Below are 18,392 nucleotides of genomic sequence, written 5' to 3' on the forward strand. Positions count from 1 at the left end.
ATGGCCCTCGACACCCCGCGAACTCTGCGCCTCGTCGCCTTCGGTATCGGCGGCCTTGCCGCCATCGCCGCCGTGGTCGAACTGACACGCACGGTCCTGCCAACCGACACCGGGCATGTGGTCAGGGATGACGCCTTGCGCGGCACCCTCGCGCGTTGCCGTGACCTGACGCCCGAAGACTACGCCACCGACACCGAATGCCGCGCCGCCTGGGAGGCGGCCCGGCAGCGCTTCTTCGATCTGGCTCCAGAACCGGCCGGGACGGAGTAAGGCAATGGGCGGCGTCAGTGTCATCGACCGGTTTCTCGAGGTCTTCGCCTCCTACATCGATTCAGGCTTCGGCCTTCTCGGCGGCGACGTCGCCTTTCTCGCCACCACGCTGATCGTCATCGACATCACGCTGGCCGCACTGTTCTGGGCCTGGGGTACGGATGAGGACATCATCGCGCGGCTGGTGAAGAAGACTCTCTTCGTCGGGGTCTTCGCCTACATCATCGGCAACTGGAACACGCTCGCCCGGATCGTCTTCGACAGTTTCGCAGGCCTTGGGCTGGTCGCTACCGGCGGCACCATTTCCGCCAGCGAATTGCTGCAGCCCGGGCGCATCGCGCAGGTCGGGCTCGAGGCCGGCCAGCCGATCCTCGCCTCCATCGCCGACCTCTCCGGGTTCGTCGCCGTCTTCGAGAACTTCATCCAGATCGGGATTCTGTTCTTCGCCTGGCTGGTGGTCCTGCTCTCGTTCTTCATCCTCGCAATCCAGCTTTTCGTCACCCTGATCGAATTCAAGCTGGCCACGCTGGCGGGCTTCATCCTCGTGCCCTTCGGCCTCTTCAACAAGACCGCCTTCATGGCCGAACGCGTGCTGGGCCTCGTCATTTCTTCGGGCGTCAAGGTTCTGGTGCTGGCCGTGATCGTCGGCATCGGGTCGACCATCTTCAGTGAATTCACCGCCGGATTCGTGGGTGAACCCACGATCAACGACGCCATGTCGGTGGTCCTTGGCGCGCTGGCGCTCCTCGCCCTCGGCATCTTCGGCCCCGGCATCGCCAATGGCATCGTCTCGGGTGGGCCGCAGCTTGGCGCAGGCGCCGCCGTCGGCACCGGCATCGCCGTGGGCGGGTCTGCAGTCGCTGGTGTCGCCGGAACCCGGATGGCCCTTGGCACCGGTGGCGCGGCCTTGCGTGGTGCCAGTGCGGTTGGCAGCGGAACCGCGACCGCTTACCAACTTGGTGCCGCGTCCCGCAGCACAGCGTTGGGCAAGTCCGTCGGTGGCGTGGCCGCGGTCGGCAAGACCGGTGCCGTCGCCGCGTTCAGCCCGCTCCGGCGCGCGATCTCGGAAGGCGCGCAGTCCGGCGCTCGCGCGGCCTATGCCGCAACCGGCGGGCGCATGGCGGGTGGCGCCCTGCCCGCCCCGGCCACTGACGGCCCACCCGACTGGGCGCGCCGGATGAAGCGCCAGCAATCCCTTCAACACGGCCTTTCCACCGCCGCCCATGTCATCCGCTCCGGCGATCATGGCGGCGGCGGCACGGTCGTCAGCCTCTCCGAAAGGTCCTCCTGATGTTCCGACGCCCCAGTGTCCGCTATGGCACCACGCCCGAACCCGTCACCCCCTACCAGAAGGCAGCACAGGTCTGGGACGAGCGGATCGGCTCGGCCCGCGTCCAGGCCCGCAACTGGCGCCTCATGGCGCTTGGTTGCCTCACCCTGTCCGCCGGGCTCAGCGCGACGCTCGCCTGGCAATCGACGCGCAGCAGCCTCGTCCCCTACGTGGTCGAGGTCGACAACCTCGGTGCGGCCCAAGCCGTCGCCCCGGCGCTGGCGGAGTATCGCCCGACCGATCCGCAGATCGCCTGGCATCTCGCCCGTTTCGTCGAGAATGTCCGGCAGGTCCCGGCAGACCCGATCGTGCTCCGCCAGAGCTGGCTGCGCGCCTATGACTTCGCAACGGATCGCGGGGCGATTACGCTGAACGACTATGCGAGGGTCAACGACCCCTTCGCCAGCGTTGGCGACACGCAGATTTCCATCGAGATCTCGAGTGTCATTCGCGCCTCGGACACGAGCTTCCGCGTCGCCTGGATCGAGCGGCGCTACGAAAACGGTCAGCTCGCCACAACCGAACGCTGGACCGCCATCCTGACCGTCGTGATCCAACCGCCGCGCGATGCGGAGCGCCTGCGGGCCAACCCGCTCGGCGTCTATGTCCATGCCATCAACTGGTCGAGGGAGAGTGCCCAATGACACGAACTTACCCCATCCCCGTTCTTCTCCTCGCGGCCACCGCGCTGACCGCCTGCAGCGGACAACGCCCGCCCGAAATCACCTATGACGACCGCGTCCCGGCCCTCGCTCCGCCGCCGGCACCTCCCCCGGCCGAAGGGCCGCCCCGCCCCGTCCACACGCCTCCGGCCTGGACCCCGGCGCGCGGCGGCGATCCCGAAACAGATACGCCGGAAGCCCGCATCATCGCCGCCAATTCCGCGGCACGGGTCGAACCCCGCCAGCAGGGCTATTACAACGCCATGCAGGTTTTCCCATGGAGCGAAGGCGCGCTCTACCAGATCTACGCCGCACCGGGGCAGATCACGAATATCGCGCTCGAACCCGGTGAACGCCTGACCGGCCCCGGCCCGATCGCAGCCGGCGACACCGCGCGCTGGATCATCGGTGATACCACCAGCGGTGCGGGTCGCACCGAGCGCGTCCATATCCTCGTGAAACCCACCCGCCCCGACATCTCCACCAATCTCGTCGTGAACACGGACCGGCGCACCTACCACATCGAGTTGCATGCCGATGAGCAGACCTGGATGCCCAGCGTCGCATGGGCCTATCCAGAGGTGCGAACCACGCCCCGCGCCCCGACCGTCCGGCGTCCAGCGATCCCGCCCGAAGCCGAACGGCATTACCGTTACGGCTTGCAGGGCGATGCCCCACCCTGGCGGCCGGTCTCGGTCTTCGACGACGGGCGCCGTGTCTATGTCGTGTTCCCGCCCGGCATCGCCCAGGGCGAAATGCCCCCGCTCTTCGTGATCGGCGCGGATGGGCGCAGCCAGATCGTCAACACCCGCGTGCTCGGGAACGTGCTCATCGTCGACCGTCTGTTCGGAGCAGCGGAACTGCGCCTCGGCGAAAGACAACAGCAGGTCGTACGGATCGTACGAACGGATGGCGACCAGCGCCCACCGCGCGCGCCCCAGCGAGAGGCAGAGCGATGACACAAAACCCTGATATCCAAGAGCCGCCACGGACCGAGGAAGAGATCGCCCAAGAGCTTCGCCTCAGGCCCGATCCGCCCCGTGTCATGCGCCTGTCCCGCCGGGCCATCGCCCTTGCCACCGCAATCGGCGGACTTGGCCTTGGCGCAATCCTGATCGTGGCCCTGCAGAACAACCGGCAGGAGGGCACCCAGACCGAGCTCTTTTCCACCGAACGCATTCAGGCGGCTGAAGGGCTGTCCACATTGCCTCGGGATTACGCCGATGTCCCGCGTCTCGGCCCACCTTTGCCCGGTGAGTTGGGCCGCGCCATCCTTGGGGCGCAAGATCGCGGCCAGCCGGTCCCGGCCCCGCCCCTTTCCGGGCCATTGGCCCCCACAGTCGATCCGGAGGAACAACGCCGCCTTCAGGAACTCGACGCCGCCCGGCTGAGCGCCCTTTTCGCCGAGGCGCAAACGGTGCAACGCGGCGGAGCACAGCCCACATCGACGCCCCCCGCGACCGGCGCGCTGTTCCCCTCCACATTGGGCAGCCCGACCGCAAACGATCCGGTCTCAAACCGGGAGGCATTCCTCACCCGTCCCGGACACACGGACACCGTCAGTGCACAACGCATCACGGCACCGCCCAGCCCCTACATCCTGCAGGCCGGAACGGTGATCCCGGCCGCCCTGATCACCGGCCTGCGCTCCGACCTGCCCGGCCAGATCTCGGCTCAAGTGACGTCGAATGTCTACGACAGCCCGTCCGGGCGATACCTGCTGATCCCGCAAGGCGCGCGTCTGCTGGGAGAATATGACAGCCGCATCGCGTCCGGGCAAAGCCGCCTGCTTCTGGTCTGGACCCGCCTCATCCTGTCCGACGGTCGCTCCATTGTGCTGGAACGCGCGCCCGGCACTGACGGAACTGGCGCGTCCGGCCTGCAGGACCGTGTCAACTATCATTGGGGTCGCGTCTTCCTTGCCGCCGGCCTCGCCACGATCCTGAACCTCGGCCTGGAAGGCGGGGCCGACAGCGAGGATGACGTCGCCCGTGCCATTCGCGAGGCCGCACAGGACACCATCGGACGGACCGGGGACGAGATCGTCCAGCAGCAGCTTGCCGTCCCGCCGACACTGACCATACGCCCGGGCTTCCCCGTCCGCGTCATGGTCACCCGCGACCTGATCCTCGAGCCCTTGGGAGAAGTCCGATGACGAAGCTGAAGCTTGGTCCGATCCATGACGACAAGCCGGTCAAGCTGACCGTGGAACTTCCCGCCGATGTGCACCGCGACCTTTGCGACTACGCCGCTGTCCTCGGCCAACAGACCGGACAGGACCTTGAGCCTGCCCGCCTAGTCGCACCCATGCTGGACCGTTTCATGTCCACGGACCGCGGGTTCGCCGCAGCGCGCAAAACGGGATCGAGGGCGAACCGCAAGAAACCAGACCCATCGAAGCCTCTGGATACCGATCAGGGCTAAGTATCTGAGAAATAGTAAGTCTCTTGGCGAATCGCATTGCACACGGATCGCACATCGGTCCACCCTACCCGCCTCAGGTTGCTAGGGAGTCGGTCCGATCCTCCAAGGTCTCCTCGACGATCCGCAGCTTCTTCGGAGCCTTCCAGCGGTGCCGACGGCCGCCATCAGTGATGATCTCATAGTCAGACATGGGCACGTGCCTGGGCATATGCCTAAACCTCCATGGTTATGCCTGAGTGTCCGGTCCAAACGGAGGCCTTTTCACCTCAGAAGGACGAATGACAGATCCCGACGATCAGCCAAAATCAGACCAGTTCGTGAGCCGTCGCGGTCACCTCATCTAACCACTCCATCAGTGCTTCGGGTTCGGGCGGCAGCTGGATTGCCAGCCCTTCCGCGAAGGTCAGGAAAGCCGGTCGGTTGAGCGCATTGAGACCAACCAGAACCGGGATCTCCATTGCCAGCGCCTCGGCGATCACGTTGCGGAACCCTCGTCCCTCGGCCTCGTGTTTGCCGAACTTGTTGACGATCAGGAGGTCTGCCCCGGATGAGAGATCGGCCGCGACCAACCCGACCGCCGTTTCCAGCGCGGTTGGGTCGAGGCGACACCCCCGCGCCTGCGGGCCGAGGTCCTGACTGATGCGCAGAATGGCACCATCGGGCAACACTCGCACGTCCATGTCGCAGGGGCCGGCATCACAGCGCTCGCTGTTGATCTGGACAGTGCCGCAACATCTGAGACCGCGAGCCGCGAGGTCGGATGCCAGCCGTTCAAGAACCAGGTCGGTATCGCCGCGCCCCGGCGCCATCGTGTAGGCAAGTTTCATATCTGGTCTCCTCAGGACTGGCAGAAAGGCTGGAATTCGACCAGCGCACCGGCTGGCAGGGATTGGGCATCGGCGGGCAGAAACATCAGCCCGTCCGCTAGAGAGAGTAGCCCGACACGGGCCGAATGCGTGGCATCCTCGAAACGGACGATCTCGCGACCTTGGGCATCGAAACCGGCCAGAGTGACGGGTCGGAGTTCGCAGCGCCCGGGCTTGCGGCAGATTGGGCTTGCGGTCACGACATGGCGCCGGGTCGGGATGGGTCCCTCGCCGCTCAGGGCACGGATCAGCGCCAGTCCGAAGACTTGCCATGTGACGAAGGCTGATACCGGGTTGCCGGGCAAGCCAAGCCACTGAGCCTTGCCGATACGGCCGACCGACACCGGCTTGCCCGGTTTGATCGCGACGCCGCTGAACAGGGTTTCGCCTCCGAGCGCCATGACGGCCGGTTTAACATGGTCTTCTTCGCCCACCGAGATACCGCCCGTGGTGATGACAAGATCGGCCTGCGCCGCCATGTCGCCCAATTGGCGGACAAGGCCGGCAAGGTTGTCGGCACCATGATCCGAGGCAACGATGTCGACATCCGCAGCTGCAAGGCTTGCCGTTAGCATCGGAGTGTTGACGTCCCAGATCTGGGCGGCCTCACGCGCGCCTCCGGCGCGCCGAACCTCGTCGCCGGTGACCAGTAAAGCCACGCGCAACCTGCGCCGAACGCGCAGGATGCCTGCACCGGCGGCGGCACAGGCGGCGATCTCCCTCGGGCCGAGCCTCTGCCCCTTGTCGAGGACGGTCGCGCCACTGGCCATGTCACTGCCCGCACGGCGGATGTTCAAACCCGGTTCAGGTCGGCGCGACAGATGAATGACGTCCCCGTCACGCTGAACCTCCTCCTGCATCACGACCGCGTCCGCGCCTTCCGGGATTGGTGCGCCGGTGAAGATACGGGCCGCCATGGCTCCTGCGACCGGCGTCGTCACCGCCTGCCCGGCAGGCACGCGTGCAACGACCGGCAGCACCCAGGGTCCGGCGCCAGTCAGGGCCGATGTCGCGATCGCATAGCCATCCATCGCCGCATTGTCGAAAGCCGGTGCCATGGACCGGGACCGGACCGGCTGGGCAAGAATGCGGCCAGAGGCGTGATCGAGCGACAGGGCCTCGGTCCGGCCGACCGGTGCTACATTTCCTGCAATCCGGGCCAGGGCCTCGTCGATGCTGATCAGCGCGTGAAGCATGTCCTGACTGTCACAGCCGCAGCCCGGTGACGCGATGGCTTGGTGTATGGTCATTGTGCTGCCTCCTCGGCGGAATGCGTAGGCTGGAAATGCCCGGGCCCGATGCTGCAATCGAGATCGCGCAGGCGCCCGTCCTTGAGTCCGTAAATCAGGCCGTGCACCCGGACATCAGCCCTGCGACGCCATGCCCTCTGAAGGATCGGCGTTTCGCAGACACGCCGAACGCCTTCGACGACGTTCAGTTCGGCCAGCCGGTCACGTTGTCCTTCGAGGTCGGGTTCACGCCCCAGATCGACCGCGTTGGCGCGGGCCAGGCGCCGGATCGGCTCGAGCCAGTGATCGGCCAGACCGTGTGGCAGATCTTCGGTCGCGGCCTTGACCCCGCCGCAGCCATAGTGGCCGCAAACGATGATCTCTCGGACATGCAGAGCATCGACCGCGAATTCCAGCGCCGACAGGAGGTTCATGTCCGAGGAGTGAACGATGTTGGCGACGTTGCGATGGACGAACACTTCGCCCGGATCCAGCCCCGCGACCACGTTGGCCGGAACACGACTGTCCGAACAGCCGATCCAGAAGAACTCGGGCGCCTGAAGGGCGGCAAGGCGGGTGAAATAGTCTGGCTCCTCGTCGTGACGTTGTTTCGACCACGCCACGTTGCGCGCCAAGAGGTCATTCAGCATCGGTCGTCTCCGGAAAATCTGGCAGCCCGCGTCTTGACCGCATGTGTTTCGACAGGATCCGCAGATCGGCCCGAGTCAGCCGGACCCGGGCAATCGGCAAGAGGATTGCGTTCTCGGCCACCAGGTGGCGGCGCACGTGCCCCGCAAACCTGGACAACACCCCGCGCTCCCTGGCGGACAGATCACCCCCCCGATCAAGGCACCCGGCCAACATCGCACGCACCTCGGGCAGCAGACGCATCGCCTCATCCTGATCTGCCCTGATCCGGTCGATCACACCTTCGATCGCATCCTCAGCCGTGCAGCGCCGGGCAAGAAGCGGGAACAGGTCCTCTGCCTCGTCGCGCAGGTGGACATTCAGTTCCTCGTTCAGAAAGCGCAGCACCGTTGTCACTTCCTGGCGATTGAGAGCGTCTGCCGTTGCCAGCCGGTCGATCATCGCGCAAACCTGACGTTCGCGCAGGTGGTCTTCGCTGATGAAATCCAGAGGATTTGCAAGCAGGCCCAGGCTCGTCGGCTTCTCACCGCTCCCACGCAGCAGAGGCTCTGACGGTTGCATGACACGTCCTTTCGCGTGGTTCAGATCGGCGCGAGGCTTGCGCCGGTGATTTTTGCACCTTGGGCCAGGGTTTCGACGAATTGCCGAGAGGCCCTCGCCCAGGCTGCCTTCTCGAGGGCCTGCGCGATCCTGGGTCGGACGCTCTCAAACGGCAGAACCTGACCCGGTGCGATGGCGTTGAGGCGGATGATGTGCCAGCCGTGCCGCGACAGAACGGGTGCGGGGCTGATGCCGCCCTCGGTCAGAGTGCGCAACGCCGTCTCGAACTCGGGTACGGTGTCGCCCGGACCAAGCTGGCCAAGATGGCCGCCCGAAGCCTTGGAGCCGCAATCGCTTTCACGGGCAGCGGCGGCGAACCCTTTGGCATCACCATCAAGCCGCGCCAGCAGGGCAATGGCCCGTGCCTCGGCCAGCCCACGCTCGGCGTCGTCGCGCGGATCGCAGGCGCACAGGATGTGCGAGACATCCCAGAGCGGTGCCGAACGATATCGGTCAGGGTCCTTCTCCCATTCCGAGCGGACCGCATCCTCGGCAATTGGCTCGATTTCCAGCGCTTCATCCAGCAGGGCGCGGATCAGGGCTTCGTCGTCTGTCTCGAACCGCCCCGGCGCCAGCTCGAGCGGGTCGGGCGACAGCCCCCGGCGCTTCGCCTCCTGCAACAGAAGAGCGCGGATCGCCAGGGCCTGCGCCGCCTTGCGCCAGGCGATGCCCGGCTTGTCTTTAGGGGCTTCGTGGTTCTGGGCCTCGGCGGCGATTGCCGCCGAGGGGATGGTTTCGCCGTTCACGACGACATCGGGAAACAGGGCCACATTCATCTGGCTCACTCCGCTGGCGTCGTGGCAGTGGGACCGCGCTTGGCTTGCACCTTGTCATAGGCGCGGCGGCGTTCTTCGAGCGGGCGATGCCGCCGCGATCGTACGATCTGGTAACCCGGCCGCGTCAGCAGGTAGCGGAACGGCGCGGCAAAGCCCGACCAGATGTGCACCAGCCGCGTGAACGGAAACAGCGCCGTGATGATGAGACCGAGGAAGATGTGCAGCTTGTAGAGCCAGTGCACGTCGACCACGGTAACCCAGGCGTTGATGTTCCAGCTGACCACGCTCTGCGACCAGTTCATGAAGCGGACCATTTCCGACCCGTCCATGTGTTGCAGCGTCTGGGTGATCGTCAGCAGGCCGATGGCCAACTGCAGCCAGATCAGGACCATGATCAGGATGTCGGGGACGGTCGATGTCACCCGGATGCGCGGATCCACGAGTCGGCGGTGAAGCAGCATGGTCGATCCGATCAGGGCCGCGATGCCCGCCGGGCCGCCGATCAGGACCGCCATCCATTGCTTCAGCGCATAGGGAATGCCGATGGCATCCAGGACCCAGATCGGCGTGAAGAGGCCGATAAGGTGCCCGAAGAACACGGTCAGGATGCCGACGTGGAACAGGATCGAGCCCCAGATCAGCTGCTTGCGACGCAGGAGCTGGCTTGAGGAACTTTTCCAGGTGAAGGGGTCCCGCTCGTAGCGGACGATCGACCCCACGAGGAAGATCGTCAGCGCGACATAGGGCATGACCCCGAAGATGACGAAGTTGATGTCGAAGTCGCCGAACATGTCATGCACTCCTGTTCAATTGTTGCGGGGCGGGGGTCGGATTGAACCCAGGTTTGTCCATCGCGGCGAGCATGTCTCGGACCTGCGGGCAACCTGCGTTTGGATCGGGGCCGAATGTAACCTCGGTTTCCTCCCAGACGGCATCAAGCGCCGCGAGGTCGGTCGGGTCATCATCCGGCTGGGCCAGCATGTCGGCCACCGCTTCGGCGTCGGCCTGCGTGTCGGCGAGCTGGGAAAGAGCGGCGAACGCGGCGGCATACCCGCTGTCGCGCCGGACGAGCCGGGCCGCGAGAGCATCAAGGATATGCGCCGCGTCCGCCAGAGTTTCCTGCACTTCTGCGAAGGGACGCGTCGACAGGAATTCCAGCAACACCGGCAGGTGATCCGGCAGTTCCGAGGTGGCGGGCTCGAACCCGCCCTCCCGGTATGTCTCGATCAGGCTAACCATCGCGCCGCCCCGGTCACGGCTTTCGCCATGAACATGCTCGAAGAGATTGAGCGACAGCGTCCGCGACCGGTCGAAGAGCATCACATAGCTTTCCTGCAGGTCGTAGAGGTCGGCCTTTGCGAAGCCATCAGCCAATGTGCGCAGCGCAGCCCGTGTGTCGGCGGCGATGCGGGGATCGGCTGCGATGACGCCCCCGATTTCGGGCATCGCCTCCTGAAGCTCCCGCGAGGGATAGCTCAGGATCAGCGACAGGGCCTTGAGTGTGCGGTCCATCATCAGAAGGTCTCCTGCGGAAGGGCGAATTTCTTTTTCTTGCCGCCGAACAAGGTGGTCTTGCCGGCCTCGCCGGTGGAACAGCCGTTGCCATCGGTAAAGCCGCAGCCGCCGCGGATGTCGGCGCCATGCTCATTCTGTTCGCGGTGCGCCGTGGGGATCGCGAAACGGTCCTCGTAGTCGGCGATGGCCATGATCTTGTACATGTCCTCGATCACCCGGCCCGACATGCCGACACGAGCGGCGATCGCCTCGTCCCGCACGCCATCCACGCTGAGCGCCCGCATATAGAGCCGCATCGCGGACATGCGTTCGAGGGCGTGCACGATGGGCTCCTCGTCCCCCGCCGTCAGCATGTTGGCGAGGTATTTGACGGGGATGCGCAGGGACCGCACGTCAGGCATCTGGTCGCTCATCGCGATCTGTCCGGCCTGAGCGGCATTCTGGATCGGCGACAGCGGCGGGATGTACCAGACCATCGGCAGCGTCCGGTATTCCGGGTGCAGCGGGAAGGCGACCTTCCAGTCCATCGCCATCTTCCAGACCGGGCTGACCTTGGCCGCCTCGATCCAGTCCTCGGGCACACCGTCGCGGCGGGCCGCGGCGATCACCTCGGGGTCGTTCGGATCGAGAAACACATCCAGTTGCGCACCGTAAAGATCGGTCTCGCGCTCGGCGCTGGCCGCCGCCTCGATCTTGTCGGCGTCATAGAGGATCACGCCCAGATAGCGGATGCGTCCGACGCAGGTTTCCGAGCAGACCGTCGGCTGGCCGGACTCAATCCGCGGATAGCAGAAGGTGCACTTCTCGGATTTGCCGGTATCCCAGTTGTAATAGACCTTCTTGTAGGGGCAGCCCGAGATGCACATCCGCCAGCCGCGGCATTTCTCCTGATCGATCAGGACGATGCCGTCCTCCTCGCGCTTGTATATCGCACCCGAGGGACAGGAGGCCGAGCAGGTGGGGTTGAGGCAATGCTCGCAGAGCCGCGGCAGGTACATCATGAAGGTGTTTTCATACTCTCCATAGATCTCCTTCTGCACGTTCTCGAAGTTGTAGTCGGCCGACCGCTTCGAGAATTCACCGCCCAGAATTTCCTCCCAGTTCGGACCCTTCTCGATCTTCTCCATCCGCTCACCGGTGATCTTCGATCGGGGGCGTGCGGTGGGGAACGCGTTCATGTCGGGCGCCGATTTCAGGTGGTCATAGTCGAAATCGAACGGCTCGTAGTAGTCGTCGATCTCGGGCATGGCCGGGTTGGCGAAGATGTTCGCCAGGATCCGCCACTTCGACCCCTGCTTGGGATGCAGCTTGCCGCTGGCCGAGCGTGCCCAGCCGCCGTTCCAGCGCTTCTGGTTCTCCCAGTCGGTCGGATAGCCGGTGCCGGGCTTGGTCTCGACGTTGTTGAACCACGCGTATTCAACGCCTTCGCGGGTCGTCCACACGTTCTTGCAGGTGACCGAACAGGTGTGACACCCAATGCATTTGTCGAGGTTCAGAACCTTGCCTATTTGTGCGCGAACTCTCATTCCGCTGCCTCCACTTTCCGGGTTGCGGGCTGATCCAGCCAATCAATTTTCTTCATTTTCCGCACGATCACGAACTCGTCGCGGTTGCTGCCCACGGTGCCGTAGTAGTTGAAGCCGTAGGACAGCTGCGCGTAGCCGCCGATCATGTGCGTGGGCTTGAGCGTCGCGCGGGTCACCGAGTTGTGGATGCCCCCGCGATGGCCGGTCTTTTCGGAACCGGGGGTGTTCACGATCTTTTCCTGCGCGTGGTACATGAATAGCGTCCCCTGCTTGATCCGCTGGGAGACGACCACCCGCGCGGTCAATGCGCCGTTGGTGTTGTAGGCCTCGACCCAGTCGTTATCGACGAGGCCCGCCTTCTGCGCGTCCACCTCGGACATCCAGACCACCGGTCCGCCCCTGTTCAGCGTCAGCATCAGCAGGTTGTCGGTATAGGTGGAATGGATGCCCCATTTCTGGTGGGGCGTGATGAAGTTCAGCACCACATGCGGGCTGCCTTCGGCCGCGTCGTTGTTGACGGCCGCGGTGATCGTCTTGAGGTCGACCGGCGGGCGATAGCTGACGAAGCCCTCGCCAAAGGCCCGCATCCATTCGTGATCCTGATACAGTTGCTGGCGGCCCGTCAGGGTGCGCCAAGGGATCAGTTCGTGGACGTTGGTGTAGCCCGCGTTGTAGCAGACCTCCTCGCTCTCGATCCCCGACCAGGTGGGCGACGAGATAATCTTGCGCGGTTGCGCCGCGATATCGCGGAAGCGGATCTTGGTATGGTGCGCGCCCTCGGCCAGGTGGGCATGGTGGCGACCGGTGGGTTTTTCCAGTTCCTCCCACGCCTTCACGGCCACTTCGCCGTTGGTCTCGGGCGCCAGCATCAGGATCATCTCGGCCGCGTCGATAGCCGTTTCGAGTTTCGCGTGCCCCTTCGAGACACCCTCGTCCTGCACCACGCCATTGAGGTCGCGCAGATGGCCGACCTCGACCTTGGTGTCCCATGTGATCCCCTTGCCGCCGTTTCCGAGTTTCTCCAGCAGCGGACCGACCGAGGTGAACTTCTTGTAGAGGTTGGGATAATCCCGCTCGACCGCGATATAGTTCGGCGCGGTCTTGCCGGGGATCAGGTCACATTCGCCCTTCTTCCAGTCCTTCACATGGGCCTGCGCCAGTTCGCCGGGGGTGTCGTGCAGCAGCGGAAGCTGGACGATGTCCGTTTCCACGCCGAGCACCTCTGGTGCCACTTCCGAGAACTTGCGGGCGATCGACTTGAATATCTCCCAATCCGACTTCGACTCGTAGGCCGGGTCCACCGCCGCCTGCAGCGGGTGGATGAACGGGTGCATGTCCGAGGTGTTGAGGTCGTCCTTTTCGTACCAGCTGGCGGTCGGCAGGACGATGTCGGAATAGACCGCCGTCGTGGACATGCGGAAGTCGATGCAGACCAGCAGGTCGAGCTTGCCCTTCGGCGCCTCGTCATGCCAGACGGCCTCCTTCGGCATCACGCCGCCTTCCTCGCCCAGGTCCTTGCCCATCACGCCGTGATCGGTGCCGAGGAGGTGCTTGAGGAAATACTCGTGTCCTTTGCCCGAAGACCCGAGCAGGTTCGACCGCCAGACGAACAGGTTGCGCGGCCAGTTTTCCGGCGCGTCCGGATCCTGGCAGGACATTTCCAGATCGCCGGATTTCAGCTGTTCGGCGACGTAGTCCTTGATCTCCTTGCCCGCCTTCTTGGCAGCTTTCGAGACCTCCAGCGGGTTGGTCTTGAGCTGCGGGGCGGACGGCAGCCACCCCATGCGCTCGGCCCGGATGTTGTAGTCTATCAGGGAAATGTCCCAATCGCCCTCGGGCGCCGTGGGCGACAGGATTTCGCCCGCCCGCAGGGTCTCGTAGCGCCACTGGTCGGTATGGGCATACCAGCAGGATGTCGAGTTCATGTGCCGCGGCGGACGGTTCCAGTCCAGCGCAAAGGCCAGCGGCTGCCAGCCGGTCTGCGGGCGCAGCTTTTCCTGCCCCACGTAGTGCGACCAGCCCCCGCCCTCCTGGCCGATGCAGCCACACATCACCAGCATGTTGATGATGCCGCGATAGTTCATGTCCATGTGGTACCAGTGGTTCAGACCGGCCCCGAGGATGACCATGGACTTGCCATGGGTCTTTTCGGCGTTGCCCGCGAATTCCCGCGCGACCGCGATGATCTTCTCGCGATCGACGCCGGTGATCTTCTCGGCCCAGGCCGGGGTGTAGGGGCTGTCGTCATTGAAGTCCTTGGACACCCACTCACCGCCAAGGCCCCGGTCGAGACCGTAATTGGCGCAGAAGAGGTCGAACACGGTGGCAACGAGAACCTCCTTGCCATCGGCCAGTGTCACGCGTCGCACAGGAATGTTCCGGGTCAGCACCTCGGGGTGATCGCATTTGACGAAATCGCCGGTGGCAGCACCACCAAAATAGGGGAAGTCGACGCCAACCACCTCGTCGTGATCCTCGTCAAGGATCTGGCTGAGGCGCAGTTTGGTTTCCGCACCTTTCGCCTGTTCTTCGAGATTCCACTTGCCCTCTTCGCCCCAACGGAACCCGATGGATCCATTGGGCGCCACGATCTTGCCCGATGCCTCGTCGTAGGCGACGGTCTTCCAGTCGGGGTTGTTCGACTCGCCCAGATTGCCGTCGAAGTCGTCAGCGCGCAGCATCCGGCCCGGTACAAGGTGGCCGTTCTTCTCTTCCAGACGCACCAGCATCGGCATGTCGGTATACTTGCGCGCATACTCCTCGAAATACTCGGCCTGCCGGTCGAGGTGGAATTCGCGCAGGATCACGTGGCCCATGGCCATCGCCAGCGCCGCGTCGGTGCCCGCCTGCGGATTCAGCCAGATATCGCCGAACTTTGCGGCCTCGGAATAGTCGGGGCTGACCACGGCGGATTTGGTGCCGCGATAGCGCACCTCGGTGTAGAAATGGGCGTCGGGCGTGCGGGTCTGCGGCACGTTCGAGCCCCAGAGCATCAGGAACCCGGCATTGTACCAGTCGGCCGATTCTGGCACATCTGTCTGCTCACCCCAGGTCTGCGGCGAGGCAGGCGGCAGGTCGCAATACCAGTCGTAGAACGACATGCAGGTGCCGCCCAGAAGGGACAGATAGCGCGAGCCCGCGGCATAGCTGACCATCGACATGGCCGGGATCGGCGAGAAGCCGAACACCCGGTCAGGCCCCCAGGTTTTCGCGGTATGGGCGTTGGCAGCGGCGACGATCTCGGTCGCTTCGTCCCAGCTCGCGCGGACAAAGCCGCCCTTGCCGCGCGTCTTGGTATAGGAGGCACGCAGGATCGGGTCGTTCTGGATCGCGGCCCAGGCTGCCACCGGCGTCATCGTCTCGCGCATCTTGCGCCAGGCGCGCATCAGGCTGCCCCGGATCAGCGGATTCTTCACCCGGTTCGCGGAATAGAGATACCAGCTGTAGGACGCGCCGCGCGCGCAACCCCGCGGCTCGTGGTTGGGCAGCCCCGCCCGGGTGCGTGGATAATCGGTCTGCTGCGTCTCCCAGGTGACGATACCGGACTTGACGTAAATCTTCCACGAACAGGACCCGGTGCAGTTCACGCCGTGGGTCGAGCGGACGATCTTGTCGTGCCGCCAGCGGTTTCTGTAGGTGTCCTCCCAGTCGCGGTTCTCGCGGGTGGTCTGACCCCAACCGTCCGAGAATTGCTCCAGTTCCTTGCTCTGGAAGAAGTTCAGTTTGTCGAGCAGATGGCTCATTGGGCTGTCCTTTCGGGTGTCTGGATGCGGGCGGCGAACTGCGCCGCCCGGGAATTCAATTGGATCATTCAGCGGGCTGGGCCGCGGTTCCCCGCGGTGTGCGACCACGCTCGATGTCGTGGAGAAGGCCGCCGGGGCGCGTGTAGACCGCCCAGGTGATGACGACGCAGATCACGTAGAAGATCAGGAAGGCCCAGAGCGCCCCCACGGCCGACCCGGTCATCGCGATGGATGTGCCGTAGGCTTTGGGGATGAAGAAGGCGCCGTAGGCTGCGATGGCCGAGGTGAAGGCGACGATCGCGCCGGATTCCATGGCGATCTGCCGCTTGCGTTCCTCGACGCCCAACTGCGGCATCAGGCGTGGGATTTCACGTCCCATGATCACCGGGATCATCTGGAAGGTGGAGGCATTGCCGACACCGGTCAGGAAGAACAACGCCATGAAGCAGGCGAAGAAGCCGATGAACGATCCAAGTCCGAGGAAAGTGATCACGCCGAAGGTGGCCACGATCATCAGCGCGAAGGTCCAGAAGGTCACGCGACCACCGCCGAACTTGTCCGAGATCCAGCCGGTTCCGGCGCGGCTGAGCGCACCGACCAACGGCCCAAGGAACACGTAGTTGAGCGCGTTCACATCCGGGAAGGCCAGCCGCGTCAGCAGCGGGAAGCCCGCCGAATAACCAATAAAGCTGCCGAAGGTGCCGGTGTAGAGAATGCACATCAACCAGTTCTGCTTGCGTCCGAAGATCACCGCTTGATCGGCGAAGCTCGCACGCGCATCGGCGATGTCGTTCATGCCCAACCAGGCCGCGATGGTCGCCGCGAGGATGAAGGGCACCCAGACAAAGCCTGCGTTCTGCATCCAAAGTTGTCCGCCGTCCGACAGCGTCACCGGTTCACCGCCGATCGCTCCGAACACGCCCGCCGTGATGACGATGGGCACGAGGAACTGCATGACTGAGACGCCGAGGTTCCCAAGACCCGCGTTCAGCGCCAGCGCGTTGCCCTTTTCGGCCTTCGGGAAGAAGTAGCCGATATTGGCCATCGACGAGGCAAAGTTGCCGCCGCCGAACCCGCACAGAAGGGCCAGGACGAGGAAGATCAGGTAGGGGGTCTCGGGGTTTTGCACCGCATAGCCGATGCCCATCGCGGGCAGAAGCAGCGAGGCGGTCGACAGCGTCGTCCACAGCCGCCCGCCGAAGATCGGCACCATGAAGCTGTAGAAGATACGGAGCGTGGCGCCCGAAAGGCCGGGCAAGGCCGCCAGCCAGAAAAGCTGTCCCGGGGTGAAGTCGAACCCAATGGCGGGCAGACGGGCCACGACCACCGACCACACCATCCAGACCGAGAAGGCCAGCAGGAGCGCCGGGATCGAGATCCAGAGGTTGCGGCGTGCGACGGCGCGGCCCTTTTCGGCCCAGAATTGCGCGTCCTCGGGCCGCCAATCTTCCAGCACGCGCGGCATGGCGGTGCGTTCGGGGTGGTGAATGTCCTGCATCTCGGGCAGCTGCGGCAGCTGGTCGAGGACTTCGCCATGCGCCGCTCGCTCCATCGCCCGGACCGACAGGTGCATCCAGCTCAGGGCGATGGCGACCAGTCCGAAGAGCAGCGCGAAACACGATGTATAGATGCCCGTCAGGTCCAGCAGCGCACCGAAGGCAATGGGAAGGACGAACCCGCCAAGTCCCCCAATCATGCCGACAAGCCCGCCGACCGCGCCCACGTGGCCCGGGTAATAAACCGGGATGTGCTTGAAGACAGCCGCCTTGCCGAGGCTCATGAAGAAACCCAGCGCGAACAGCGTCGCGATGAAAGGCCACAGACCCATCTGGGTCGAGAAGGCGATGGCACCGTCCTTGCCCTGGATAACGTAGTCCGTCGGTGGGTAGCTCAGCATGAACAGGAACAGCAGGGAAAAGCCGAAGGTCCAGTACATGACCCTGCGCGCGCCGAACTTGTCCGACAGCACGCCGCCATAGGCGCGGAACAGCGAAGCCGAGAGGCTGAAGGACGCAGCCGCCATGCCCGCGAAGCGCACGTCGATGCCGTAGACGTCGATCAGGTAGTGCGGCATCCAGAGCGCAAGTGCCACGAAGGCGCCGAAGACGAAGAAATAGTAGAGCGAGAAGCGCCAGACCTGGAGGTTCTTCAGCGGCGCGAACTGCTGCGCCAGCGAAGGTGCCTTGGTGCCGGTCTTGCGGCGTTCGACCAGTTCGGGGTCGTCCTTGGCCAGAAGGAAGAACAAAACGCCGATTATGGCGAGCCCCGCTGCCCAGACATAGGCCACACCATGCCAGCCATAGGCGACCATGACGAAGGGAGCGACGAATTTGGTAACCGCTGCGCCCACGTTACCCGCACCGAAGATACCGAGCGCGGTCCCTTGGTGGCCTGCGTCATACCAGCGGCTGACATAGGCCACGCCGATGATGAACGATCCGCCCGCGAGGCCGATGCCGAGGGCCGCGATCAGATACATGATGTAGCTGTCGGCCAGGGTCAGCGCCCATGTAGCCAGCGCCGTCAGGATCATCTGGCTCGAGAACACCAGCCGCCCGCCGTATTTCTCGGTCCAGACGCCGAGAAACAGGCGGGTGACCGATCCGGTCAGGATCGGGGTGGCGACCAGCAGGCCGAACTGGGTGTCGTTCAGGCCAAGCTCGGCCTTGATGGCGACACCGATGATGGAAAAGATCGTCCAGACCGCGAAGCAGGCGGTAAAGGCGATCGTGCTCAGGCTCAAAGCGCGCGTCTGATCGGCGCGTGAGGCTGTTGCAACGGTCTGCATGGCGGGTCTCCGGCA

At 64.6% G+C, this 18,392-nt stretch carries 16 protein-coding genes; 6 read left to right on the forward strand and 10 right to left on the reverse strand.

What is annotated here, in order from left to right:
• The 6 genes from trbK-alt to CLV77_RS08895 all read left to right on the forward strand — a co-directional run bounded on the left by trbK-alt (window position 1) and on the right by CLV77_RS08895 (window position 4,686).
• The gene (gene trbK-alt, locus CLV77_RS08870; protein WP_076980876.1) at window positions 1-270 is read left to right on the forward strand and encodes a putative entry exclusion protein TrbK-alt; all 270 of its coding nucleotides are present in this window, start codon (window positions 1-3) and stop codon (window positions 268-270) included.
• 4 nt (window positions 271-274) lie between these two features.
• Window positions 275-1,561, forward strand: a complete 1,287-nt coding sequence (gene trbL / locus CLV77_RS08875; protein ID WP_076980875.1) for a P-type conjugative transfer protein TrbL — start codon at window positions 275-277, stop codon at window positions 1,559-1,561.
• Complete coding sequence (trbF, locus tag CLV77_RS08880; protein ID WP_076980874.1) at window positions 1,561-2,244, forward strand: conjugal transfer protein TrbF; 684 nt, start codon at window positions 1,561-1,563, stop codon at window positions 2,242-2,244. Before trbL ends, trbF begins: the two co-directional genes overlap by 1 nt.
• Entirely contained in the window at window positions 2,241-3,221 is a 981-nt protein-coding gene (trbG, locus tag CLV77_RS08885; protein WP_085047355.1) for a P-type conjugative transfer protein TrbG, read from the forward strand. The genes trbF and trbG overlap by 4 nt, the downstream gene beginning before the upstream one ends.
• 86 nt (window positions 3,222-3,307) lie before the next feature.
• The gene (locus tag CLV77_RS08890) at window positions 3,308-4,417 is read left to right on the forward strand and encodes a TraB/TrbI/VirB10 family type IV secretion system protein (RefSeq protein WP_100053033.1); all 1,110 of its coding nucleotides are present in this window, start codon (window positions 3,308-3,310) and stop codon (window positions 4,415-4,417) included.
• Window positions 4,414-4,686, forward strand: a complete 273-nt coding sequence (locus CLV77_RS08895) for a DUF2274 domain-containing protein (protein WP_076980871.1) — start codon at window positions 4,414-4,416, stop codon at window positions 4,684-4,686. The genes CLV77_RS08890 and CLV77_RS08895 overlap by 4 nt, the downstream gene beginning before the upstream one ends.
• A 305-nt stretch (window positions 4,687-4,991) precedes the next feature.
• Here CLV77_RS08895 and CLV77_RS08900 read toward each other — a convergent pair whose 3' ends face one another.
• From CLV77_RS08900 to CLV77_RS08945, 10 genes are all read right to left on the reverse strand, one after another.
• Complete coding sequence (locus CLV77_RS08900) at window positions 4,992-5,513, reverse strand: DUF2478 domain-containing protein (protein WP_076980870.1); 522 nt, start codon at window positions 5,511-5,513, stop codon at window positions 4,992-4,994.
• Window positions 5,514-5,524: 11 nt separating this feature from the next.
• On the reverse strand, window positions 5,525-6,802 hold the full coding sequence (locus CLV77_RS08905) for a molybdopterin molybdotransferase MoeA (protein ID WP_076980869.1): 1,278 nt from the start codon (window positions 6,800-6,802) through the stop codon (window positions 5,525-5,527).
• Entirely contained in the window at window positions 6,799-7,431 is a 633-nt protein-coding gene (locus CLV77_RS08910) for a carbonic anhydrase (protein ID WP_076980868.1), read from the reverse strand. Before CLV77_RS08910 ends, CLV77_RS08905 begins: the two co-directional genes overlap by 4 nt.
• A complete protein-coding gene (locus CLV77_RS08915) occupies window positions 7,421-7,990 on the reverse strand; it encodes a hemerythrin domain-containing protein (RefSeq protein WP_076980867.1) in 570 nt (189 codons plus the stop codon). The genes CLV77_RS08910 and CLV77_RS08915 overlap by 11 nt, the downstream gene beginning before the upstream one ends.
• 20 nt (window positions 7,991-8,010) lie before the next feature.
• A complete protein-coding gene (locus tag CLV77_RS08920) occupies window positions 8,011-8,805 on the reverse strand; it encodes a peptidylprolyl isomerase (protein WP_076980866.1) in 795 nt (264 codons plus the stop codon).
• A gap of 5 nt (window positions 8,806-8,810) precedes the next feature.
• A complete protein-coding gene (gene narI / locus CLV77_RS08925) occupies window positions 8,811-9,596 on the reverse strand; it encodes a respiratory nitrate reductase subunit gamma (protein ID WP_076980865.1) in 786 nt (261 codons plus the stop codon).
• A gap of 1 nt (window position 9,597) precedes the next feature.
• Complete coding sequence (narJ, locus tag CLV77_RS08930; protein WP_076981226.1) at window positions 9,598-10,317, reverse strand: nitrate reductase molybdenum cofactor assembly chaperone; 720 nt, start codon at window positions 10,315-10,317, stop codon at window positions 9,598-9,600.
• A 2-nt stretch (window positions 10,318-10,319) separates the two neighbouring features.
• On the reverse strand, window positions 10,320-11,846 hold the full coding sequence (gene narH, locus CLV77_RS08935; RefSeq protein WP_076980864.1) for a nitrate reductase subunit beta: 1,527 nt from the start codon (window positions 11,844-11,846) through the stop codon (window positions 10,320-10,322).
• Window positions 11,843-15,589, reverse strand: coding sequence for a nitrate reductase subunit alpha (locus tag CLV77_RS08940; protein WP_076980863.1), 3,747 nt, complete (start codon window positions 15,587-15,589; stop codon window positions 11,843-11,845). The genes narH and CLV77_RS08940 overlap by 4 nt, the downstream gene beginning before the upstream one ends.
• Before the next feature lie 64 nt (window positions 15,590-15,653).
• Window positions 15,654-18,377, reverse strand: a complete 2,724-nt coding sequence (locus CLV77_RS08945; RefSeq protein WP_076980862.1) for a nitrate/nitrite transporter — start codon at window positions 18,375-18,377, stop codon at window positions 15,654-15,656.
• Window positions 18,378-18,392: the final 15 nt, after the last annotated feature.

The sequence above is a fragment of the Brevirhabdus pacifica genome, assembly GCF_002797755.1.
Taxonomy (GTDB): domain Bacteria; phylum Pseudomonadota; class Alphaproteobacteria; order Rhodobacterales; family Rhodobacteraceae; genus Brevirhabdus; species Brevirhabdus pacifica.